Source organism: Variovorax gracilis (assembly GCF_030317115.1).
In the GTDB taxonomy this organism is placed as follows: Bacteria; Pseudomonadota; Gammaproteobacteria; order Burkholderiales; family Burkholderiaceae_C; genus Variovorax; species Variovorax gracilis.
Genome location: NZ_JASZYF010000014.1, coordinates 90,361 through 112,761, shown reverse-complemented (window position 1 = coordinate 112,761; position 22,401 = coordinate 90,361). Strand labels below are relative to the sequence as shown.

Genomic DNA, 22,401 nt, shown 5'->3' with positions numbered 1-22,401 from the left:
AGGTATGGATGGCCGCAATGCGCAGCCGTCCTCCACCTCTCAACGTACTGAAGGACCTGACATGAAAGTCGTGATCATCGGAGGCAGCGGCCTCATCGGAAAGAAACTGTCGACCCTGCTGCGCCAGGCAGGCCACGAGGTGGCGTCGGCCTCGCCATCGTCGGGCGTCAATACCGTGACGGGGGAGGGGCTGGACCAGGCGCTGGTGGGCGCGCAGGTCGTCGTCGACGTCAGCAACTCACCCTCGTTCGCGGACGAGCAGGTCATGGAGTTCTTCCGCGCCTCGACCCGGAATCTGCTGGCGGCCAGCGCCAAGGCGGGCGTGGATCACTTCATCGCGCTGTCGGTGGTGGGTGCGGACCGCGCTCCCGCCAGCGGCTACTTGCGTGCCAAGGTCGCGCAGGAATCGTTGATCGAGGGCGGGAAGGTGCCCTACACCATCGTTCGCGCGACGCAGTTCTTCGAGTTCCTGATGCCCATCGCCGAGGCGAACACCAGCGGGCAGACGGTGCGGCTGCCGAGTGGCCGGCTCCAGCCCATGGCCGCGTCAGACGTGGCGGCGGCGCTCGCCGAAGTCGTGGGCGACGAGCCCCGGAACGGCATCCGGGACATCGCGGGCCCGCAAGCCGTTCCGCTGGATGACCTGATCCGCCACGTGCTGAAAGCCGGAAAGGATGCACGGGAGGTCGTGACGGACCACGACGCCACCTACTTCGGCGCGCCGCTGAGCGATGGGTCGCTGACCCCGGCCGGCAAGCACTGGACAGGCAAGACGTCTCTCGACCACTGGCTGTCGGCAGGAGCAGACGGGCGCTGAGCGCGCGCGACGCCCGACCGCTCCTCACGATTCGGCGAGGCGAGGCGAGGCGATTGACGCTGCACATGCGCAGGCGTACCGTCCCTTTCGATGCCTTCCGGCATCGCTGGGGACGCGGAGAACATGAATTCCGGATCACTCGATGCGGATGGTCGGCTGAGGCGCCGGACGGCCTGCGCGGCGCTGCTCCCCCTCCTTGCACTGCCGCGCATCAGCCTCGCGCAGGTGACGGGCCGCAAGGCGCGCATCGGAATCCTGATCGAGTCGCCGATCGATGGGGGTGTGCAGAGGGCGGTTCTCGAGCCTTTCCGGCTGGGCATGCAGCAACTCGGGTACGTCGAGGGTCAGCAGTTCATCCTCGAAATCCGGTCGGCCGACGGCAAGTTCGACCGCCTGCCGGCGCTGGCAAAGGAGCTGCTGCGGCTCGAACCCGATGTGCTCGTCGCTGCGTTTCCGGCCGCAACGATGGCTGTCAAGGATGCGACGCGCACCGTGCCCATCGTCGCGACGAGCGTCGACAACCCGGTCATCATGGGTCTCGCGGTGACGATGGCGCGGCCCGGCGGCAACATCACCGGAATCAGTTCGTTCAGCCAGGAGGTCCTTGCCAAGCGCCTGCAACTGGTGCACGAACTGGTGCCGAACGTCCGTTTGATCGCCATCCTGGCGAATCCCAATGCGGGTCCGTTCACCGGCCTGGGCGAGCGGATCGCCGCCTGGGAGCGCACGCTGGGCACACGGATTCGCGTCTACGAGGCCCGAGGGCCCGAAGACTTCGAGGGTGCACTCGCGGCGATGGAGCGTGACCGGGCCGGGGGACTCGTGGTTCTCGCCGATGGCAACACGTACACGCATCGGGTGCGACTCAACCAGTTGTGCCTGGATCGGCGCATGCCGTCCGTGTGGGGCGGTCGCGACTCTGACAGGCGGCGGCATCGCTTCGTACCAGTCGGATTTCCCGGCCATGTTCAAGCGCGCGGCAGCCCTGGTCGACAAGATCCTCAAGGGCGGAAAGCCGGCGGAGATGCCCTTCGAGCAGGCAACAAAGCTCGAACTGGTGATCGACAAGCGTGCCGCCAAGGCGCTCGGCATCACCGTGTCGAAGGCGCGCCTCCTGTCAGCGGATGCAATTCTCGAATAGGCGTGCATCCAAAACGGCATCTCGCGGGTAGACCCTTCAGCAGCGAATTCGCTGCTGTCCATCGTCAACCCAGGAGAATCTCATGCCTTCGACTTCCCTTGCCCGCCCGGCCACCATTCTTGCCGCCGCATCCTGCGCGGTGCTCCTCGCAGCGTGCGGCACCATGGGCACTTCGGGCCCGTCGGCCGCGCCCTTCTCGCAGTCGAACCTGCCCCCGGCGATCCAGGTGCCGGCGGGCAACCAGGTCGCGATGCAGGCCGTGGGCGTGGGCGACATCACCTACCTGTGCGCCGACAAGGCGAATGCACCCGGGCAGACCGAGTGGGTGTTCGTCGGCCCCGACGCGAAGCTCATGGACCGCGGCGGCAAGCAGGTCGGCAAGTACTACGGCCCGCCCGCCACCTGGGAGTCGCTGGACGGCTCCAGGCTCACGGGCACGCAGGTTGCCGTTGCACCGTCCGGCCCGACGAGCCTTCCCTACCAGCTCGTCAAGGCCAACCCGGCCATGGGCAGCGGGAGCATGACCGGCGTGACCTACATCCAGCGCGTGGCGCTGCAGGGCGGCGTCGCGTCGGCGGCCATGCCGTGCACGGCTGCCAGCAAGGGCCAGAAGCAGATCGTCAAGTACCAGGCCGACTACATCTTCTGGAAGGCGTCCTGACGCCCGGCAAGGCCTCGCGTTGGCCATCGGCGCGTGGTGACTCGACTACCATCGAACTCCACGCACCTCCACGCCGATCTTGTCCATCGCCGACTCCTTCGATCACGACGCCGAGCTGAGCGCCTGCGCGCGCGGCGATCGTGAGGCGTTGCAGCGGATCTACCGGCGCGAGAGCCGCTACCTGCTCGGCGTGGCCTTGCGCATCGTTCGCCAGCATGCTTTGGCCGAGGACGTGCTGCACGATGCCTTCGTGAGCATCTGGCAGCGCGCGGCGAGCTTCGATCCGGCGCGTGGCGAAGGCCGCGGCTGGATCTTCAGCGTCGTTCGCAACGCTGCATTGAACAAGGTCCGCCATGGCGAGCGCGAAGTCAGCATCGACGAGGAAGCCGCCGAAGCGATCCAGGACGAGGCGGCGCTGGCCGCCCACGCGGGCGCCATGGATCCGTTCGAACTGAGGGCGGATCTCGGCAAGCTGGACGAGTGCCTCGCCCGGCTCGAACCGGCACGGCGCCATTGCATCGTGCTGGCCTACGTGGAAGGCTGCTCGCACGGCGAGATCGCGCAGCGCATTCACGCGCCGCTCGGAACCGTCAAGGCCTGGATCCAGCGCGGAATGCGCGCTCTGCGGGAGTGCATGGCATGAACCAGCCTGCCGACGACATCGACGCACTTGCCGGCGAGTACGTGCTGGGCACGTTGTCGGGTGCTGCGCGGCGCGACGTCGAGGCACGGATGAGCCGCGAGCCTGAATTGCGCGCCGCCGTGCAGGCGTGGGAGGCGCGCCTGCTGCCGCTGACCGCGCTGGCGCCGCCGGCCGAGCCCACGCCCGCGCTGTGGTCGCGCATCGAGAAGAGCGTCGGTGCGGCACCGGCTGCGCAGGCGCGCCCTGCCACTGCGCCGGGCTGGTGGAGCAGCCTCGGTCTCTGGCGCGGACTCGCGGGCGCGGGCTTCGCGACCGCGGCCATCCTCGCGGCAGTGCTCGTCACGCGGCTCGGCGCGCCCGCGCCGCCGCAGTACCTGGTGGTGCTCGTTGCGCCGCAGGACAAGGCGCCGGGCTGGGTGGTGCAGACGAGTTCGTCGCGTGAACTCAGCCTGGTGCCGCTCGGCAGCATGACGGTGCCGGAGAACAAGTCATTGCAGTTCTGGACCAAGGGCGAGCAGTGGCGAGGCCCCCTGTCGCTCGGGCTGGTCACGCCAGGGCGAACGTTGCGGATTGCGCTCGACAAGCTGCCGCCGCTGGAGCCGAATCAGCTTTTCGAGTTGACCCTCGAACCGGCGGACGGTTCGCCGCTCGACCGGCCGACCGGCCCGGTGCTCTACATCGGGCGCGCCGTGAAGGTGCTTTGAGATGCCGGGCCGGCCTCAGAGCCGAGCCAGGTCCGGCCCGCTGCGCGGCCCGAACCACGCGCGCTCATAGGCACCCTTCGCGGCCCGTTCGGCCGATGCATCGCCTCGCTTGCGCTCCACCTCCACCAGCCCCGCGAGCGCCCAGCCGTTGTTGCGCACGTGGACCAGCGAATCGCGAAACGCTTGCTGGGCCTCGTCGAGCTTGCCCTGGCGCAGCTTCACCGAGCCGAGCGACTGCCGCACCGGGTAGTACCAGAAGGGCGGTTCGGTGTAGGGGATGGTGTCCTCGATCTTGATGGCATCCGAATAGAGCTTGGCGGCCCCGTCGAGGTCGCCGTTCGCGTCGGCGAGCCGCGCCGCCGCCACGAGGCCCGCGGTGCGGATGATCTCCCTCGCCGGCAGCGCCCACGCCTCGAAGGCCTTGTAGTCGGCCGTGCGTTCGATGGTCTCGATGGCGTCGATCTCCTTCTGCGCGCCGGCCTTGTCCTTCTGCGATGCGAAGGCAATGGCGCGGGCGTAGTGGTACATGGTCGAGACCAGTGCCGCATCGTCGCCCGGCGGCGAGAGCTTGAGGATGGTGTCCGCGTCGCTGAAGCGCGCATGCGCCGCGAAGGGCGCGGACTTGATCGGCTGCAGGATCGGGAATGCCTTCACGACCTCCATCGGCACCGAGGCGTCGAGCTTCCTCGCCGACTCCACCGCCGTCTTGCCGTCGCCGCCCATCTGCGCCGACACCAGCACGAAGTGGATGTTGTGCGGGTAGTAGGCTGTCTTGTAGATCGGGTCCGACGGCGAGGTCTTGAAGTAGTTCTCGTCGACCTGCGCCGCCTTGCGGTTGAGCGTCATCGAGTCGCGGTACATGCCCACGCGGTAGTAGATGTGCGCTGGCATGTGGACGATGTGGCCCGCACCCGGCATCAGCGCCGCGAGGCGGTTGGCGTAGGGCAGGGCCTTCTCGGGCTTGGTGGACGCTTCCATGGCGTGGATGTAGAGATGGATGGCGCCGGCATGCGCCGGGTCGCGCTGGAGCACCGTCTCGAGCGCGCCGACGATGTCCGCGCCGCGCCCCTTCGGCTTGGCGCCGCCCGCTTCCCAGTAGTCCCAGGGCTGCGTGTCCATTGCGGCTTCGGCGTAGAGCGTCAGCACCGTGTTGTCGGTGGGAAAGGCGGTCGCGACGGCCTTCATCGCATCGGCATAGGCCGCATCGAGCGGTGCGCGATCGGGTGGCGGATTCGCGGCATAGCGCTTTTCGAGTGCGCCGATCAGTGCCTGCTCCTTCAAGCTGGCGCCGCCCCTGAGAGCGACCGCCTTGCCCAGGGCCGCCACGGCCGGCGCGTTGGCCTCCGGCATCATCGGCACGTTGATGTTGGAGCCGAGCACATAGGCTTCGCCCCAGAAGCACATCGCGCATTGAGGGTCGAGCTTTTGCGCGGCCTGGAAGGCACGCTGCGCCTCGGCGTGGTTGAAGCCGAACGCCAGCCGCAAGCCCTGGTTGAAGTACGCCTGCGCCTGGGCGCTGCGGGTCGTGATGCGGAACTGGAGCGAGCCCAGGTTCTTGTAGAGCGGCGGCTCGCTACCGGCCGCATCCGCCGGCGGCGCGGTCTGGTTCGCCACACGGATCAGCGCCTTCAGCAATTCGGGAGGGCCGGAGACGACGGGGCCGCACACGCCGCCGGCTGGCGACAGCAGCGGATCGAAGATGTCGGAGGAGCGGCCGGCACCGACGCCATCCGCCACCAGCAACCCGGTCGAAGCGAGGATGCACGCAGACGCAGCGTAGACGCCGCGCCGACGCCGCGGCAGGGGAGATCGATGCGATGGCATGGCGGTTCTCCTGAAGGGCGGAAATTTTGGCACTCGAAGGCGAGCTTCGCAATCGAGCGCCGACAGCATGCGCATGGTCGTCAAGCCATCCCTGGCCAACGGACCGCCATCGCTCACACGCCGAGCAGTTCCTCCAGCACATCCGGCGCAGCCACCAGCTCCGCCGACGCGCCGTGCCGCACGATGCGGCCCTTCTCCATCACCACCGCCCGGTCGGTGTGCGCGAGCACCTTGCGCCAGTCGCGGTCGACGATCAGCGTCGCGATGCCGGTCGCGCGGATGTCGCTGATCACGCGCCAGATCTCGGCCACGATCAGCGGCGCCAGGCCCTCGGTCGCTTCGTCGAGGATCATGAGGCGCGGGTTGGTCATCAGTGCGCGGCCGATGGAGAGCATCTGCTGCTCGCCGCCCGATAGTTGCTGGCCGCCGTGCGAGAGGCGTTCCGTCAGCCGCGGGAAGGTCGCCATCACGCGGTCGAAGGTCCAGTCGCGCTTGCCGTCGATGCCAGCGCGCGCGCTCATCACGAGGTTCTCGCGCACCGAGAGGTTCGGGAAGATGCCACGGCCCTCGGGCACGTAGCCGATGCCGCGGCGTGCCATTTTCTCGGGCACCCAGCCGGTGACTTCCTGGGCGTCGAGCCGCACATGGCCGGAAGCCGGGCGCACGTAGCCCATCAACGAACGGATCAACGTGGTCTTGCCCATGCCGTTGCGGCCGAGGAGGCCAACGGAGGTGGCCGCTGGGATCTCGACATCCACCCCGCGCAGGATGTGGCTGTCGCCGTAGTAGGTATTGAGGTCCTGGATCTGCAGCATCTCAGTGATCCTCGCCAAGATAAGCGGTACGAACTTCGGGGTTGGTACGAATCGACGCGGGATCACCCGTCGCGATCACCGTGCCGTTGACCATCACCGTGATGCGGTCGGCGATCCGGAACACCGCATCCATGTCGTGCTCGACCAGAAGAATCGCGTGCGAGGCCTTGAGGTTCGACAGCAGCCCGAGCATGCGCTCCGTCTCCTCCGCACCCATGCCGGCCAAGGGTTCGTCGAGCAGCAGCACGCGCGGCTTGGTCGCCAGGCACATCGCGACTTCGAGCTGGCGCTTGGCGCCATGGCTCAGCGTGCCTGCAATGCGATCGGCCACGGCTTCAAGGCCGGCGGCCGAGAGGGATTCACGCGCCGCGGCATTGCTCGTGGCGCATTGCTTCGACGATTGCCAGATGGCCCACGGTCGCGGCGTCGCGGCCTGCGCGGCGAGCCGGCAGTTCTCGAGCACGGTGAATTCCGGAAAGATCGTCGTGCGCTGGTAGCTGCGGCCCACGCCCGCCAGCGCGCGGCGGAACTGCGCGCGCTGCGTGATGTCCTCGCCGTCGAGCGAGATACGCCCGTCGGAAGCGCTGATCTCGCCCGAGAGCATGTTGATCAGCGTGGACTTGCCGGCGCCGTTGGTGCCGATCACGGCATGCACTTCGCCACGACGCAGGTCCAGTGTCACGGCATTGACGGCGACCAGGCCGCCGAAGCGGCGCGTCAGCGTATCGACCGCAAGAAGGGTGCTCATGCGGCCCCCTTCGGCGAGATCCGCGACGCAATCCCGATGATGCCCTTGGGCAGCAAGGCGACGAAGGCAATGATGGCAAGCCCCAGCGTCAGTTGCCAATGGTCGGCCAGCGGCCCGACGATGGCATGCGTGGACAGCAGTTCCTTCAGCAGCGTGAAGGCGACGGCGCCGATCACCGCGCCGCGCAGGTGGCCGAGGCCACCCAGGATGATCATCAGCAGCACCTCGCCCGAGTTGTGCCATGCGAGCAGTTCGGGGTTGACCACGCCATCGCGCGACGCCACGAGGAAGCCCGCCAGGCCGGCGAGCGCGCCCGCGATCACGAAAGCCGCGAGCTTGTAGCCGTACACCGGGAAGCCCGCCGCGCGCATGCGCTGCTCGTTGACGCGGATGCCGGCCAGTGCGGCGCCGAAGCGCGAGCGCCGGATCAGCGCGAGAAAGCCGTAGGTGCCCGCGAGCGCAGCCAGCACGAAATAGAACTGCACGACGCGGTTCTCCATGTCCAGCGCGCCCAATGCCGGTCGGATGTACATGTAGATGCCGTCGCTGCCGCCGCCCAACGCGGTGTCGTGGAACACGAAGAAGGCCATCTGCGCGAAGGCCAGCGTGACCATGATGAAGTACACGCCGCGCGTGCGCAGGCTCAGCGCGCCGACGACGAGGGCGTATGCCGCCGCGCAGCCCATCGCCAGCGGCAGCAGCAAGGCGATCGAGCCGCCTTCCTTGCCCGAGCCCAGCACCGTCGCATAGGCGCCGATGCCATAGAAGGCCGCGTGGCCGAGGCTCACGAGGCCGGTCATGCCGACCAGCAATTCGAGGCTCAGCGCGAAGATCGAAAGGATCATCACCTTCACGACCAGGTCCGAGAGATAGGGGCTCAGCGTCGGGCCGAGCACGGCCAGCGCGATGGCGCAGAGCAGGGGGATGAAATGCGAGATGCGTTGCATGTTCAGACCTTGCGCCCCATGAGACCTTCCGGGCGCCAGATGAGCACGATGGCCATCAGGACATACACCCCCATGCCGCTCAGCTCGGCGAAGAACACCTTGCCGAAGGTGTCGACAAAGCCCACCAGCAGCGAAGCCACCAGCGCACCGGTGATCGAGCCGATGCCGCCGATCACCACCACCACGAAACAGATGATCAGCACGCTCGAACCCATGCCCGGATAGACCGAGGACATCGGCGCCGCGATCATCCCGGCCAGCGCCGCGAGCGCCACGCCGGCCGCGAAGACGATGCGGTAGAGGCGCCGGATGTCGATGCCCAGCCCGCGCACCATGTCGCGGTTGCTCGCACCGGCGCGGATCATCATGCCCAGCCGCGTGCGGTTGACCACGTAGTACAGCGCGATCGCCAGCACCACGCACGCCGCCGAGGCGAAGAGGCGGTACCACGGATAGCTCATGAGGTCGCCCAGCGCGAAGCTGCCTTCGAGCCAGGGCGGGGCCTTCACGCCGTGCACGTCATTGCCGACCAGCAGCGAGCGCAGTTCCTCGAAGACGAGGATCAGCCCGTAGGTCATCAGCACCTGCTGCAGGTGGTCCCGCTGGTAGAGGTAGCTGAAGAAGGCCCATTCCAGCACATAGCCGAAGACGGCGGCGAGCACCACGCCTGCCACCAGCATCACGATGAACTGGTCGCCGAAGAGCGGCGAGAGCGCGAACGCCATGTAGGCGCCCAGCATGTAGAAGCTGCCGTGGGCGAGGTTGATCACGCCCATGATCCCGAAGATCAGCGTCAGCCCGGAGGCGACGAGGAACAGCAGCAGCCCGTACTGCACGGAGTTCAGGCACTGAACGAGAAAGGTACCGAAGTCCACGTTGAAGATTCTTGGTTAATTTCGTTGGGAGTCATCAGCGACCTTCGGGAAACACCGCGGAACCGGCTTTGCCGGTCCGCCGGTGTCGCCCCCGGCAGGGGGTGGGCGAAGCGACACGAAGTGCGCGCAGCCTGGGGGCGAGTTTTTCTACAGCTTGCAGCCGCGGGCAGGGTCGGCGAGGTTCTTGACCGCGATGTTCACCACCTTGTTCTCATTGCCCTCGACCTTGCGCAGGTAGATGTCCTGCACCGGGTTGTGTGCCTTGTTCATCGTGAAAGTGCCGCGCGGACTGTCGATCTTGGCCTTCTCGATGGCGGAGGCGAACTCGGCCTTCTTCGTGATGTCGCCCTTCACCGCGCCGAGGCCGACCGCCAGCATCTGCGCTGCGTCGTAGCCCTGCACCGCATACACGTCGGGCTGCAGCTTGAAGGCCTTGGCATACGCGGTGCGGAAGCTGGTGTCGCGCGGCGTGTTCAGGCCGTCGGCATAGTGCAGCGTGGTCTGCATGCCTTGCGCGGCAGCGCCTTGCGCTTCGAGCGTGCCGTCGGTCAGGAAGCCGGGGCCGACGAGCGGAATGGTCTTGTTGAGGCCGGCCGCCGCATAGTCCTTGACGAACTTGACCGCGCCGCCGCCCGCGAAGAATGCATACACCACATCCGGCTTGGCCGCCGCGATCTCGGTCAGCAGTGCCTGGAACTCGACGTTCGGGAAGGGCACGGTGAGCTGCTTCTCGACCTTGCCGCCCGCCTTCTCGAAGCCTTCCTTGAAGCCGGCCACCGACTCGTCGCCGGCCGCGTACTTCCAGGTGATGGTCATGGCCTTCTTCTTGCCGTCCTTGCCGGCGACTTCGCCCATGGCGTAGGCGGGCTGCCAGTTCGAGAACGAACTGCGGAAGATGTTCGGCGCACACATCGGGCCGGTGACCGCATCGGCGCCGGCGTTGGGCACGATCAGCACGGTGCCGCTTTCCTTGGCCGCCTTGGCCATCGCCATCGCGACGCCGGAGTGCACGGTGCCGATGATGACGTCGACGTTGTCGCGCTTGATCAGCTTGTTGACGTTGTCCGTGGCCTTGGCCGGATCGGATTCGTCGTCGACCTTGACGAACTCGATCTCGCGGCCGCCGAGCTTGCCGCCCTGTTCGTCGAGACGCAGCTTGAAGCCGTTTTCGATGGCCACGCCGAGCGCCGCGTAGGTGCCGCTGAACGGAAGCATCAGGCCCACCTTGAGCTTGCCCTGTTGGGCATGGCCGAGCGTGGCGATGGATGCCAACGCGAGGGCTGTCAGCGTGGTGCGTGCGATGCGGGTGCTCATGGAAAGACTCCTTGTTGAAAAAAATCGGATGCTTGCGACCGCGGACGGTTCGGAAATCCAGGGACATCCGCCAATGCACGAGAGATGAATACTTTACAGGTAAACTATTTATCTCTCAATTAAGCGTTTTCCCGGGGGTTTCCCCGAGGGGATCGTTCACGAAAGAAACGGTCGCAACTATCGCTGTTTCGGGCTGGTCGCGATGCGGGGAATGCCCGCAGTCCGGGATCTCCACGAGCCGCGTTTGCGGTGCCCGCTCGGCGATGCCGCGAATCTGGCGAAGGGTGCCGTATTCGTCGTCGATTCCCTGCATTGCAAGAACCGGGCAACGGATCGTGGCGAGTTCGCTTTCGATGTTCCATTGCCGGAAGGGCGGGTGCAGCCAGACGCGGTTCCAGCCCCAGAAGGCGGAGTCCACGTTGTCGTGATAGCGGCCGAGCTTCTCTGGCATGTCGGTCTGCAAGTAGGCCTGGCGCGCCAACTCGATGTTGGCGACGGTCACGTCCTCCACGAAGATGTGCGGCGCCAGCACGACCAGGCCGGCGACGCTGCCGGGAAAGCGCGAGGCGTAGAGCAGCGAGATCGAGCCGCCGTCGCTGTGGCCGAAGAGCCAGGGCTTCTCGTTGAGGCCGATCGCCTCGAAGAAGGCAGGCAGCACCTCGTGCGCCTGGCGGTGCATGAAGTCGACGTCCCATATTTCGTCCGCGTCGCGCGGGGTCGAGCGGCCGTAGCCGGGGCGCGAGAACACGAGGCCGCGAAAGCCGCCGGCCTCGCACAGCCGTTCGGGAAAGTCCTTCCACATCGCGATCGAGCCGAGGCCTTCGTGGAGGAAGACCAAGAGGGGCGCGTCGGTGCGTTCCGGGGCGATGCGCGCGTATTCGATGCGCACGTCTTTTCCCCGCCAGCGGATGGCGGCGAACTCGGAATCGGTGCTCATGGTTTCGCCGCCGAGCCGGCCTTCTCCCGGTCGCGAAGGCGGAAACGCTGGATCTTTCCTGTCGCGGTCTTCGGGAGTTCGTCCACGAACTCGATGAAGCGCGGGTATTTGTAGGGCGCGAGGCGCTCCTTGACGAAGGTCTTCAGTTCGTCCTCGCCGACGGCCTGGCCGTCCTTGCGGACCACGTACGCCTTGGTCTTGGTCAGGCCATCGGCATCTTCCTTGCCGATCACCGCGGCTTCGAGCACGGCCGGATGCTGCATCAGCGTGGCCTCGACCTCGAAGGGCGAGACGTAGATGCCGCTGACCTTCAGCATGTCGTCGCTGCGGCCCGCGTAGGTGTAGTAGCCGTCGGCGTCGCGGGAGTACTTGTCGCCGCTCTTGGTCCAGCCGTCGCGGAAGGTATCGGCGCTCTTCTCGGGGTTGGCCCAGTACATGAGCGCGGTGCTCGGTCCCTTGATATAGAGGTCGCCGACCTCGCCGACGCCGACGGGCTGGCCATCCTCGCCGCGCAGCTCGATCTCGTAGCCTTCCACCGGCTTGCCCGTGGTGCCGTAGCGGATGTCGCCGGGCCGGTTGGAGATGAAGATGTGCAGCATCTCGGTCGAGCCGATGCCGTCGACGATCTCGCAGCCGAAGTGCTGCTTGAAGCGCTGCGCGATCTCGCCCGGCAGCGCCTCGCCGGCCGAGGAGCACATGCGCAGCGCCACGGCTTCGCGTGGGGGCAGGTTGGGGGCCGCGAGCATGCCGGCGAAACCCGTGGGAGCGCCGAAGAAGACCGTCGGCTGGTGCGGACCGGTCCAGCGCTTGAAGGTGGCATCTGGCGTCGGCCGCTCGGCCATGAGGAGTACGGTTGCACCCACCGAAAGCGGAAAGGTCAGCGCATTGCCGAGCCCGTACGCGAAGTACATCTTGGCAGCGGAGAAGCAGACATCGTCCTCCGTCAGGCCCAGCACCGGCTTGCCATACAGCTCGGCCGTCCACCACGGATTGGCGTGGGTGTGCACCGTGCCCTTGGGCTTGCCGGTCGAGCCGGAGGAATAGAGCCAGAAGGCATGGTCCTGCGGGGCGGTGGGCGCAGGTTCGGAGAGCGGCGCGTGAGCCGCGATGGCGGAGTCGAGGTTGTGCGCGCCGTCGGGCAGTGGTCCGGTCGGTTGCGACACGAACAGTGTGCGGACCGCGTTCGGCTCCTTTGCCATCGCCTCCTGCAGCACCGGCAGCAGCGCCCCGGAGACCAGGGCCGCCGTCGCGCCGCTGTGGTTCAGCATGTAGGCGTAGTCGTCCGCGGTCAGCAAGGTGTTCACCGCGACCGGCACGACGCCCGCGTAGAGGCTGCCGAGAAAGCACACGGGCCAGTCGCTGCTGTCGAGCATCAGCAGCAGCACGCGGTCTTCGCGGCGCACGCCTTTGTCGAGCAGGGCGGCGGCGAGGCGACGCGAGCGGTCTTCCAGTTCTCCGTAGCCGAGTGCGCCGCGGTCGTCCACGTAGGCTGTCTTCCGGGCGCGGCCACGGTTGAGCGCGAACAGATGCTCCGCAAAGTTGAAGGGGTCGGGCAGGCTCATCGTGTGTCTCCTCGGGTCCGTCTTGATGGGTGATGCGGGCCTGCTGCTACTGAAGCCCGAGCTGCGCCAGCACGCCAGGGCTGGCCTGCACCGCGCTGCGGCGGTGATAGAAGTCCAGCGCCCGCAGTCCGCCGAGTTCGGCGCCGCCGCCCGCTCGGCCGGGACCACCATGCAGCGACATGGGCATCACGTTGCCGTGGCCGGTCTGGGCCTGCGCGACTTCCGGCGTGATCACGTGCACGCGCCCATGGCTCGCGGCGAGCTGCACGGCCGCCTGGCCGAGCGCGGCATCGTCGGCGCCGTAGAGCGAGGTCACCAGCGAACCCTGGCCGCGATGCGCGAGTGCGATGGCGTGGTCGAGATCGCGATAGGGCAGCAGCGTAGCGACCGGGCCGAACACCTCGACGTCGTGCACGCGATCGGCCGCGTCCGCATCGCTCGCGCCCAGCAGCACCGGGCCGATGCACGCGGCGATGGCCGGGTCGGCATCGACCAGGGCTTTCCTGCTACCGTCATACAGCACGCTGGCCTGTGCCTCGAGCGATTCCAGCCCTTCGCGCACCGCGTCGAGCTGGGCTCGGCTCACCAGCGAACCCATGCGCACGCTCTCGTTGCGCGGGTTGCCGACCGTGATGCCGGCCAGCTTGGCGCCGATGGCTTCCGCCGCCGCGTCGTAGACCGCCGAGGGCACCAGGATGCGGCGGATCGCCGTGCACTTCTGGCCCGACTTCACCGTCATCTCCCGCACCACCTCGCGCACCAGCAGGTTGAAGGCGTCCGAACCCGGCGCGGCATCCGGCAGCAGCAGGGCGGAGTTCAGGCTGTCGGCCTCGATGTTCACGCGCACGGAGCGCTGCGCCACGGCGGGATGCGAGCGGATCACCGCACCGGTCTCGGCCGAGCCGGTGAAAGACACCGCGTCGAAGGCTTCGAGCTGGTCCATCAGCCCGTTGGAGCTGCCGCAGATCACCGACAGCGCGCCGGCCGGCAGCACGCCGGCCTCGACCACGTCCTTGACCATGCGCTGCGTGAGCCACGCGGTGGAAGTGGCGGGCTTCACGATCACCGGCACGCCGGAGAGCAGGGCGGGCGCGGCCTTTTCCCACAGGCCCCAGGACGGAAAGTTGAAGGCGTTGATGAAGAGCGCCACGCCGCGCGTCGGCACCTGGAGGTGCTGCGACATGAAGACCGGCTCCTTGCCGAGCTTGACGGCGTCGCCGTCGCGCAGGGCGCGCACGTCGCCGAGCGCATCGCCCCACTTGGCGTACTGGCCGAGGGTGAAGATCGCGCCGTCGATATCGACGGCCGAATCGTTCTTCACCGTGCCCGAATTCGCCGTGGCGATGTCGTAGTAGCTGTCGCGATTCGCCTGCAGCACCTTCACGATGGCGGCCAGAAGGCCTGCGCGCTCGCGGTAGGTGAAGGCGCGCAGCGCCGCGCCGCCGGTTTCACGTGCAAAGCGGAAGGCTTCCGGCAGATCGAGCCCGGTGGCATCGACCCGGGCCAGCTCGGTGCCGAGCACCGGATCGAACAGTGGCGTTCCGGCGCCGCTGCCGGCCTGCCAGCGGCCGGCGACATGGTTGGAGAGAAGTTCGGTCATCGGGTGAATTGAATTTGCCCTTCGGGCAGCAGGTACAGGACCAAGGCGCGCCCCTGCGCGACAGTGGGGTGATGGGCGCTGCCCGGCGGATAGACGCACCAGCCCGCAGGCCGGCCGTCGAAAGTGGCTTCGCCCTCCAGCGGCATGATCAAATCGATCTCCCCGCCGGGGTGTGTGTGATGCGGCCCGGCGATGTCGCGCATGTCGACCACATCGACCGAAAAGCGGCTGAGCGCGTCTTCGGCCTTGAAGACCCGCCCGTAGCGGATGCCCCCGCCTTCGCGGTCGCAGAGCCAGCCTTCGGCCACGCCGTCGATGCAGGCCTGTTTCAGTTGGCTGAAGGTCGGCGTGCCGGCGCCGTGGTGGGTGTTGAGCCAGCGTTCGAGCTCGTCATCGAGTGGCCGGCCGGCGATCTGTGTCGCCACGTCGGCGACGAGCTGATGGAAGGCTTGCTTGGACATGGCGCTTTCTTCTTGCGTGGGGAACAACTTGCGGCAATTGGCTGCGTGCAGTATCTTGCCTGTGCACGAACCATAAGCATGCAGTCAAAAGGTGTCAAGCAATATAGTGCATGCACCCGTGTTAACCCTGACTGCAGCCATCGAGGACAGCGAAAGAGATTCATGAACGAGCGAGCCGACGACACGGTACTGGCCGTGCCCACCGACGCGAACACCCCGGCCGAGGAGGCCAAGAACCCGCTGCTCGTCGCGCTGGGCGAACGGGTGCGCAACCTGCGCGCGCGCCGTGGACTCACCCGCAAGGCGGTGGCGCAGGCGGCCAATGTGTCGGAGAGGCACCTGGCCAACCTCGAATATGGCATCGGCAACGCGTCGATCCTGGTGCTGCAGCAGGTGTCGACCGCCCTGCAGTGCTCGCTGGCCGAGCTGGTGGGCGACGTGACGACCGTCTCGCCCGAATGGCTGCTGATCCGCGAACTGCTGGAGCATCGCGGCGAAGCCGACCTGCGCCGCGCCCGCATCGCACTCGGCGAACTGCTGGGCACTGCCGCCGGCGACCCGGCCCGACACCGCCGCATCGCGCTCATCGGACTGCGCGGCGCGGGCAAATCCACCTTGGGCCAGATGCTGGCCGACGACCTCGAAGTGCCCTTCATCGAGCTGAGCCGCGAGATCGAGAAGTTCGCCGGCTGCAGCGTGCGGGAGATCCACGACCTCTACGGCACCAACGCCTACCGCCGCTACGAGCGCCGGGCGCTCGAGGAGACCGTGCAGATCTATAGCGAGGTGGTCATCGCCACGCCCGGCGGCATCGTCTCCGACCCGGCCACCTTCAACCAGCTCCTTGCCCATTGCACCACCGTGTGGCTGCAGGCCGCGCCCGAGGAACACATGGGCCGCGTCGCTGCCCAGGGCGATACCCGCCCGATGGCGGCCAGCAAGGAAGCCATGGATGACTTGCGCCGCATCCTGAGCGGACGGGCCGCTTTCTATTCGAAGGCGGACGTCAGCGTGGACACCACCGGCCACGACCTGCCCGAAAGCTTCGGGCTGCTGCGCACCGCCGTGCGCGAGACGATGAGCCGCAACGGCTGAACGGACCACCCAAGGAGCTGTAAAAAATTCATTCCAGGGTTGACGCGCCTCAAAACATGCAGCATGATGCATGTTCCGGCGATCGACAAATGCACTATTGTTCCTCGCCACCGAACCTTCAAGGAGACTTCGACATGGCCGAAACCGCCGCTCACCCCGCCCGCGTGGACTACCGCACCGACCCTACGCAATACCGCCACTGGAAACTGAGCGTCGAGGGACCGGTCGCGCGCCTGTCGCTCGACATCGCGGAAGACGGCGGCATCCGCCCTGGCTACAAGCTCAAGCTCAACAGCTACGACCTCGGCGTGGACATCGAACTGAATGACGCCCTGAATCGCGTCCGTTTCGAGCATCCCGAGGTGCGCTCGGTCATCGTCACCAGCGCCAAGGACCGCATCTTCTGCTCGGGCGCCAACATCTTCATGCTGGGCGTCTCCAGCCACGCCTGGAAGGTGAACTTCTGCAAGTTCACGAACGAGACCCGCAACGGCATCGAGGACACGTCGAAGCACTCGGGCCTGAAGTTCATCGCAGCCGTGAACGGCGCATGTGCCGGCGGTGGCTACGAACTCGCCCTGGCCTGCGACGAGATCGTGCTGGTCGATGACCGGTCCTCCTCCGTCTCGCTGCCCGAAGTGCCGCTGCTCGGCGTGTTGCCCGGCACCGGCGGCCTCACCCGCGTGACCGACAAGCGCCACGTGCGCCATGACCTCGCCGACATCTTCTGCACCAGCGTCGAAGGCGTGCGCGGCCAGCGTGCCGTCGATTGGCGCCTCGTCGATTCGATCGCCAAGCCCGCCCAATTCGGCGCCGCCGTGCAGGAACGTGCCGCCAAGCTCGCCGAAGGCAGCGACCGCCCGGCCAACGGCAAGGGCGTGAGCCTGACCCGCCTCGAACGCGAGGAGGGTGCCGACAGCCTGCGCTACGAGCACGTCACGGTCGAGATCGACCGCGCCCGCCGCACCGCCACCTTTACCGTCAAGGCGCCGAAGGGCGCGCAGCCCGCCGACATCGCCGCCATCGAGGCCGCCGGCGCCGCATGGTGGCCGCTCGCGATGGCCCGCCAGCTCGACGACGCCATCCTCAACATGCGCACCAACGAGCTGGACATCGGCACCTGGCTGCTCAAGACCGAAGGCGACGCCCAAGCCGTGCTCGCGAGCGACGCCACGCTGCTTGCAAACAAGGACCACTGGCTGGTGCGCGAAACCATCGGCGCGCTGCGCCGCACGCTGGCGCGGCTGGATGTGTCGTCGCGCAGCCTGTTTGCGCTGATCGAGTCGGGCTCGTGCTTTGCCGGCACGCTGGCGGAGATCGCCTTTGCGGCCGACCGCGCCTACATGCTCGCGCTGCCCGACGACGCCGAGCGCGCGCCGAAGATCACGCTCGACGAGTTCAACTTCGGCTTCTTCCCGATGGTCAACGACCAAAGCCGCCTGCAGCGCCGCTTCTACGAAGAGGCCGCGCCGATGGAAGCCGCGCGTGCCGCTGCCGGCAAGCCGCTCGATGCGGACGCGGCGATGGCGCTCGGCCTCGTGACGATGGCGCCGGACGACATCGACTGGGACGACGAGATCCGCATCGCCATCGAAGAGCGCGCGGCCATGTCGCCGGATGCGCTCACCGGCCTGGAAGCCAACCTGCGCTTCGCGAGCCAGGAGAACATGTTCACGCGCATCTTCGGCCGCCTGACCGCATGGCAGAACTGGATCTTCAACCGCCCGAACGCGGTCGGCGAAAAGGGAGCGCTCAAGGTCTACGGCACCGGCGAGAAGGCCGGCTTCGACTTGAATCGGGTATGACCCCCAGGCTCGCGCACCTCGTGTCGCTCTCCACCCCCTTCCAGGGGGCAACACCTGCGGCCCGGCAAAGCCGGTTCCGCGGTGTTCCCCGAATCGCTCTTCAACCGTCATTCCATCGTTAAAGGTCCCGTCATGAGCACGATCAACTACAGCGAGAAGATCCCCAACAACGTCAACCTCGGCGAGGACCGCACGCTGCAGCGCGCGCTCGAAGGCTGGCAGCCGAACTTCGTCAACTGGTGGGACGACGTCGGGCCGGACGGCTCGACCAACTACGACGTCTACCTGCGCACGGCCGTCAGCGTCGATCCGCAGGGCTGGGCGCAGTTCGGCCATGTGAAGATGCGCGACTACCGCTGGGGCATCTTCCTGAACCCGGGCGATGCCAACCGCGAGATCCACTTCGGCGACCACAAGGGCGAAAAGGCCTGGCAGGACGTCCCCGGCGAGCACCGCGCCAACCTGCGCCGCATCATCGTCACGCAGGGCGACACCGAGCCGGCATCGGTGGAGCAGCAGCGCCACCTGGGCCTCACCGCGCCGAGCATGTACGACCTGCGCAACCTCTACCAGATCAACGTGGAGGAAGGCCGTCACCTGTGGGCCATGGTCTATCTGCTGCACAAGCATTTCGGCCGCGACGGACGCGAAGAAGGCGAGGCGCTGCTGCAGCGTCAGTCCGGCGATGCCAACAACCCGCGCATCCTGGGCGCCTTCAACGAGAAGACGCCCGACTGGCTCGCCTTCTTCATGTTCACGTACTTCACGGACCGCGACGGCAAGTTCCAGTTGTCGGCCCTGGCCGAGAGCGCCTTCGATCCGCTGGCGCGCACCACCAAGTTCATGCTGACCGAGGAAGCGCACCACATGTTCGTGGGCGAAAGCGGCGTCTCGCGCGTGCTGCAACGCACCGCGCAGGTGATGAACGAGCTGAAGACGGACGATCCGCAGAAGGTGCGCGCCGCGGGTGCCATCGACCTGGGCACCATCCAGCGCTACCTGAACTTCCACTACAGCGTGACCATCGACCTCTTCGGGGCCGACCAGTCGAGCAACGCCGCCACCTTCTACAGCTCCGGCCTCAAGGGCCGCTATGAAGAAGGCAAGCGCACCGACGACCACGTGCTCAAGGGCCAGACCTACAAGGTGCTCGAAGTGGTGAACGGCCAGCTCGTCGAGAAGGACGTGCCGATGCTCAATGCGCTCAACGAAGTGCTGCGCGACGACTTCATCAAGGACTCCGTGGCCGGCGTCGGCCGCTGGAACAAGGTGCTCGAGAAGGCCGGCATCCCGACCCGACTGACCGTGCCGCACAAGGCCTTCAACCGCCAGATCGGCGCCTTGGCCGGCATCAAGATGTCGCCCGAAGGCCGCGTGGTCAACGAGCAGGAATGGGCCGCCAAGAAGGGCGAGTGGCTGCCGACGCCCGATGACTTCGCATTCGTGGCATCGTTGATGGGCCGCGTGGTGGACCCGGGCAAGTTCGCCGGTTGGATTGCCCCGCCAGTCATGGGCATCAACCGCCAGCCCGTCGATTTCGAGTACGTGAGGTTCGGCTGAACTAGCTCGCCCCCAGGCTCCGCGCACTTCGTGTCGCTACGCCAACTCCCTGCCGGGGGCAACACCAGCGGCCCGGCAAAGCCGGTTCCGCGGTGTTCCTGGGACCGGCCGTGGTGACAAGGAAGGAGACACACGATGAATATGGCTGAAGTGAATGTCATCAAGCAGCATCTGATCGACCCTGAGATCTGCATCCGCTGCAACACCTGCGAGGCGACCTGCCCGGTCAATGCCATCACGCACGACGACCGCAATTACGTGGTGCGTGCCGATGTGTGCAACGGCTGCATGGCCTGCATCTCGCCGTGCCCGACGGGATCGATCGACAACTGGCGCACCATGCCTTTGGCACGGGCCTACTCGATCGAAGAGCAACTCACCTGGGACGAACTGCCCGCCGAACTCACGCCCGAGCAGCTCGAAGCGGAAGGCGTTGCGGCGCCCGGTGAAGCGCTGGTGCAGCAAGTGCCGTCCGCTGCGCCTCAGCCGCCCACCGCGCCTGGCGAAATGGCCTTCAATTCCGCGCAGTACGGCGCCACAGTGCCGCCGTGGTCGGCCGCGCACGCGTACACCAATCTCTTCCCGCCGAAGAGCCCGACCACCGCCACCGTGGTCGGCAACTTCAACTGCACCGAAGCCGGCTACGAGAACCAGACGCACCACATCGTGCTCGACTTCGGCAGCATGCCCTTCCCGGTGCTCGAAGGCCAGTCGATCGCGATCATCCCGCCCGGGCTGGATGCCAACGGCAAGGCGCACTTCGCACGCCAATATTCGATCGCCAGCCCGCGCAACGGCGAGCGGCCCGGCTACAACAACGTCTCGCTGACGGTAAAGCGCGTGCTGGAGGACCACCAGGGCAAGCCCGTGCGCGGCGTGTGCAGCAACTACGTGTGCGATCTGAAGGTCGGCGACAAGGTCCAGGTCATCGGGCCCTTCGGCACGTCCTTCCTGATGCCGAACCACCCCAAGTCGCACATCGTGATGATCTGCACCGGCACCGGCAGCGCACCCATGCGCGCGATGACCGAATGGCGCCGGCGCCTGCGCAAGAGCGGCAAGTTCGAAGGCGGCAAGCTCATGCTCTTCTTCGGCGCGCGCACGCAGCAGGAGCTGCCGTACTTCGGTCCGCTGCAGACGCTGCCCAAGGATTTCATCGACATCAACTTCGCCTTCTCGCGCACGCAGGGCCAGCCCAAGCGCTACGTGCAGGACATGATGCGCGAACGCGCCGCGGACCTCGTCGAGCTGCTGAAGGACGGCCAGAGCCACTTCTACGTGTGCGGCCTGAAGAGCATGGAGGAGGGCGTCGTGCTCGCGCTGCGCGACGCGGCGACCGAAGCCGGCCTTGACTGGGACACGGTCGGCGAGAGCCTCAAGCGCGAGGGGCGCCTGCACCTCGAAACGTATTGATGACAATGACCTGATGAAATTCGCCGACTTCCACGCGGGCCAGGCCATCGAAGCGGGCCCGTACCTCGTGACGGAGGCGGAAGTCGTCCAGTTCGCGCGGGCCTATGACCCGCAGTGGTTCCACACCGATGCCGATGCGGCCTCGGGCGGTCCCTTCGGTGGACTCATCGCGAGCGGCTGGCACACCAGCGCGATCGCGATGCGGCTTGTCGCCGATGCCGCGCTGGGCGGCTCCGAATCCTTCGCGTCGCCCGGCCTCCAGTACCTGAAGTGGCCCAACCCGGTGCGGCCCGGCGACAGCCTGCGGCTCGTGGCCGATGTGGTCGAGGTGCGGCGTTCGGAGAAGCGTTCGACGCTGGGCATCCTGCGCTGGCGCTGGCGGCTGTTCAACCAGAAGGAACTGCCGGTGCTGGACCTGGAGGCGACGAGCCTGTTCAGGCTCGAAGGTCCGAACTGATTGGTGTCGCGCCCGACGGCCTCACTGCTTGACCCAGCCCGAGGCCGAGATGATCGGCGCCCAGTACTTCGTTTCCGCCGCCATGCGTTCGGTGAGTTCGGCCGGCGTCGATGCCTTCGGCTCGAACACGAGACCGGCCATGCGTTCGCGCACCTTGGCCGTGGCCAGGGCCTTGTTCAGCGACTGGTTGAGCCGTTCCACGACCGCCTTCGGCGTGCCGGCGGGGGCGAACATGCCGACCCAGAAGTCGGTCTGCATTGCGTAGCCGAGCTCCTTGGCCGTCGGGACGTCCGGCAGCAGCGGAGAGCGCCGGTCGCCGACCATGGCGATGACCTTGAGCTTGCCTGCGCGGTGGAACTCCAGGAAGTCGCCGAGCGCCGTGATGCCCGCGCTCAGGTGTCCGCCGGCGAGGTCCTGCACCATCGGTACGGAGCCGCGGTAGGGCACCGCGTTCAAGGTGGTCTGCTGCTGTTTCGAGAGCGCGACCAGATCGAACTGCGGCTTGCTGCCCGCCGCCGCGACACCCACGTTGGCGGCCGCCGGCTGCGTCTTCGATGCGGCGATGAGCCCCGGGAGATCGTTGATGCCGCTGGCCTGGCTCACGGCCAGCGCACCGGCGTAGTTGGCGACGAGTCCCACGGGCGCGAAATCGGTCGTCATGTTGAAGCCAGGATTCGCCAGTGTCAGCGGGATGATCACGGCCGTGTGATCGGGAGCGACCATCAGCGTGCGTCCGTCTGGCGCGGCACGCTTGAGCGCCTGCGCCGCGAGCTGGCCACCGGCGCCGGTCGGGTTCTCGACGGTGACCGGCACGCCCAGGTCCTCGCGCATCTGCTCGGCCACCTGGCGCGTGACCACGTCGATCGTGCCGCCGGCGGGAAAGCCCACCAGGATGCGCACCGGTCCGCCGGGAAAGCCGTCGCTGGCCCGTGCGTCGGGGAGAGTCGCTGCCAGAGTCAGTGCGCAGGCGGCAATGCCGAGCAGGTGGCGGCGGGTGGGGGTAATGGGTGCTTTCATGGCAC

General features: G+C 67.1%; 21 protein-coding genes and 1 pseudogene. 11 read left to right on the top strand and 11 right to left on the bottom strand.

What is annotated here, in order from left to right; translation table 11 throughout:
- Window positions 1–61: 61 nt before the first annotated feature.
- From QTH97_RS23825 to QTH97_RS23800, 6 genes and pseudogenes are all read left to right on the top strand, one after another.
- Window positions 62–817 (top strand): SDR family oxidoreductase, encoded by a 756-nt coding sequence (locus QTH97_RS23825; RefSeq protein ID WP_286570956.1) that lies wholly within the window; start codon window positions 62–64, stop codon window positions 815–817.
- A 90-nt stretch (window positions 818–907) separates the two neighbouring features.
- Window positions 908–1,438: pseudogene (locus tag QTH97_RS37025) on the top strand (ABC transporter substrate binding protein); the annotation flags it as partial.
- Window positions 1,439–1,781: 343 nt separating this feature from the next.
- Window positions 1,782–1,958, top strand: coding sequence for an ABC transporter substrate binding protein (locus QTH97_RS23815; RefSeq protein WP_286570954.1), 177 nt, complete (start codon window positions 1,782–1,784; stop codon window positions 1,956–1,958).
- Window positions 1,959–2,040: 82 nt separating this feature from the next.
- Entirely contained in the window at window positions 2,041–2,619 is a 579-nt protein-coding gene (locus tag QTH97_RS23810) for a DUF3455 domain-containing protein (protein WP_286570953.1), read from the top strand.
- Between the two features lie 76 nt (window positions 2,620–2,695).
- Complete coding sequence (locus QTH97_RS23805) at window positions 2,696–3,262, top strand: sigma-70 family RNA polymerase sigma factor (protein WP_286570973.1); 567 nt, start codon at window positions 2,696–2,698, stop codon at window positions 3,260–3,262.
- Window positions 3,259–3,966 carry an anti-sigma factor gene (locus QTH97_RS23800; protein ID WP_286570952.1) on the top strand — a complete coding sequence of 236 codons (708 nt, stop codon included), beginning with the start codon at window positions 3,259–3,261 and terminating at the stop codon, window positions 3,964–3,966. Before QTH97_RS23805 ends, QTH97_RS23800 begins: the two co-directional genes overlap by 4 nt.
- A 15-nt stretch (window positions 3,967–3,981) precedes the next feature.
- On the opposite strand, the gene QTH97_RS23795 is transcribed toward QTH97_RS23800, so the two are convergent.
- From QTH97_RS23795 to QTH97_RS23750, 10 genes are all read right to left on the bottom strand, one after another.
- The gene (locus QTH97_RS23795; RefSeq protein WP_286570951.1) at window positions 3,982–5,790 is read right to left on the bottom strand and encodes a tetratricopeptide repeat protein; all 1,809 of its coding nucleotides are present in this window, start codon (window positions 5,788–5,790) and stop codon (window positions 3,982–3,984) included.
- 113 nt (window positions 5,791–5,903) lie between these two features.
- Window positions 5,904–6,605, bottom strand: coding sequence for an ABC transporter ATP-binding protein (locus QTH97_RS23790; protein ID WP_286570950.1), 702 nt, complete (start codon window positions 6,603–6,605; stop codon window positions 5,904–5,906).
- A gap of 1 nt (window position 6,606) precedes the next feature.
- Window positions 6,607–7,353 carry an ABC transporter ATP-binding protein gene (locus QTH97_RS23785; RefSeq protein WP_286570948.1) on the bottom strand — a complete coding sequence of 249 codons (747 nt, stop codon included), beginning with the start codon at window positions 7,351–7,353 and terminating at the stop codon, window positions 6,607–6,609.
- Window positions 7,350–8,300: a branched-chain amino acid ABC transporter permease gene (locus QTH97_RS23780; RefSeq protein ID WP_286570947.1), complete on the bottom strand. Its 951-nt coding sequence runs from the start codon at window positions 8,298–8,300 to the stop codon at window positions 7,350–7,352. Before QTH97_RS23780 ends, QTH97_RS23785 begins: the two co-directional genes overlap by 4 nt.
- Window positions 8,301–8,302: 2 nt before the next feature.
- Window positions 8,303–9,175, bottom strand: coding sequence for a branched-chain amino acid ABC transporter permease (locus tag QTH97_RS23775; protein WP_286570946.1), 873 nt, complete (start codon window positions 9,173–9,175; stop codon window positions 8,303–8,305).
- A 147-nt stretch (window positions 9,176–9,322) separates the two neighbouring features.
- Entirely contained in the window at window positions 9,323–10,489 is a 1,167-nt protein-coding gene (locus QTH97_RS23770; RefSeq protein WP_286570945.1) for an ABC transporter substrate-binding protein, read from the bottom strand.
- Between the two features lie 115 nt (window positions 10,490–10,604).
- Window positions 10,605–11,426 (bottom strand): alpha/beta fold hydrolase, encoded by an 822-nt coding sequence (locus QTH97_RS23765; RefSeq protein WP_286570944.1) that lies wholly within the window; start codon window positions 11,424–11,426, stop codon window positions 10,605–10,607.
- Complete coding sequence (locus QTH97_RS23760) at window positions 11,423–12,988, bottom strand: benzoate-CoA ligase family protein (protein ID WP_286570943.1); 1,566 nt, start codon at window positions 12,986–12,988, stop codon at window positions 11,423–11,425. Before QTH97_RS23760 ends, QTH97_RS23765 begins: the two co-directional genes overlap by 4 nt.
- 46 nt (window positions 12,989–13,034) lie before the next feature.
- A complete protein-coding gene (locus QTH97_RS23755; RefSeq protein ID WP_286570942.1) occupies window positions 13,035–14,588 on the bottom strand; it encodes a 3,4-dehydroadipyl-CoA semialdehyde dehydrogenase in 1,554 nt (517 codons plus the stop codon).
- Window positions 14,585–15,049 carry a 4-hydroxylaminobenzoate lyase gene (locus QTH97_RS23750; protein WP_286570941.1) on the bottom strand — a complete coding sequence of 155 codons (465 nt, stop codon included), beginning with the start codon at window positions 15,047–15,049 and terminating at the stop codon, window positions 14,585–14,587. Before QTH97_RS23750 ends, QTH97_RS23755 begins: the two co-directional genes overlap by 4 nt.
- 162 nt (window positions 15,050–15,211) lie before the next feature.
- Between QTH97_RS23750 and QTH97_RS23745 the strand changes: the two genes are divergently transcribed.
- The 5 genes from QTH97_RS23745 to QTH97_RS23725 all read left to right on the top strand — a co-directional run bounded on the left by QTH97_RS23745 (window position 15,212) and on the right by QTH97_RS23725 (window position 21,379).
- Window positions 15,212–16,144, top strand: coding sequence for a helix-turn-helix transcriptional regulator (locus QTH97_RS23745; RefSeq protein ID WP_286570940.1), 933 nt, complete (start codon window positions 15,212–15,214; stop codon window positions 16,142–16,144).
- Window positions 16,145–16,278: 134 nt separating this feature from the next.
- The gene (gene boxC, locus QTH97_RS23740; protein WP_286570938.1) at window positions 16,279–17,949 is read left to right on the top strand and encodes a 2,3-epoxybenzoyl-CoA dihydrolase; all 1,671 of its coding nucleotides are present in this window, start codon (window positions 16,279–16,281) and stop codon (window positions 17,947–17,949) included.
- A 132-nt stretch (window positions 17,950–18,081) separates the two neighbouring features.
- Complete coding sequence (gene boxB, locus QTH97_RS23735; RefSeq protein WP_286570937.1) at window positions 18,082–19,509, top strand: benzoyl-CoA 2,3-epoxidase subunit BoxB; 1,428 nt, start codon at window positions 18,082–18,084, stop codon at window positions 19,507–19,509.
- 135 nt (window positions 19,510–19,644) lie between these two features.
- Window positions 19,645–20,922 (top strand): benzoyl-CoA 2,3-epoxidase subunit BoxA, encoded by a 1,278-nt coding sequence (gene boxA / locus QTH97_RS23730; protein WP_286570935.1) that lies wholly within the window; start codon window positions 19,645–19,647, stop codon window positions 20,920–20,922.
- A gap of 13 nt (window positions 20,923–20,935) precedes the next feature.
- A complete protein-coding gene (locus tag QTH97_RS23725; protein WP_286570934.1) occupies window positions 20,936–21,379 on the top strand; it encodes a MaoC family dehydratase in 444 nt (147 codons plus the stop codon).
- A gap of 21 nt (window positions 21,380–21,400) precedes the next feature.
- Here the strand turns inward: QTH97_RS23725 and QTH97_RS23720 are convergent, their stop codons facing one another.
- A complete protein-coding gene (locus tag QTH97_RS23720) occupies window positions 21,401–22,396 on the bottom strand; it encodes a tripartite tricarboxylate transporter substrate-binding protein (protein ID WP_286570933.1) in 996 nt (331 codons plus the stop codon).
- Window positions 22,397–22,401: the final 5 nt, after the last annotated feature.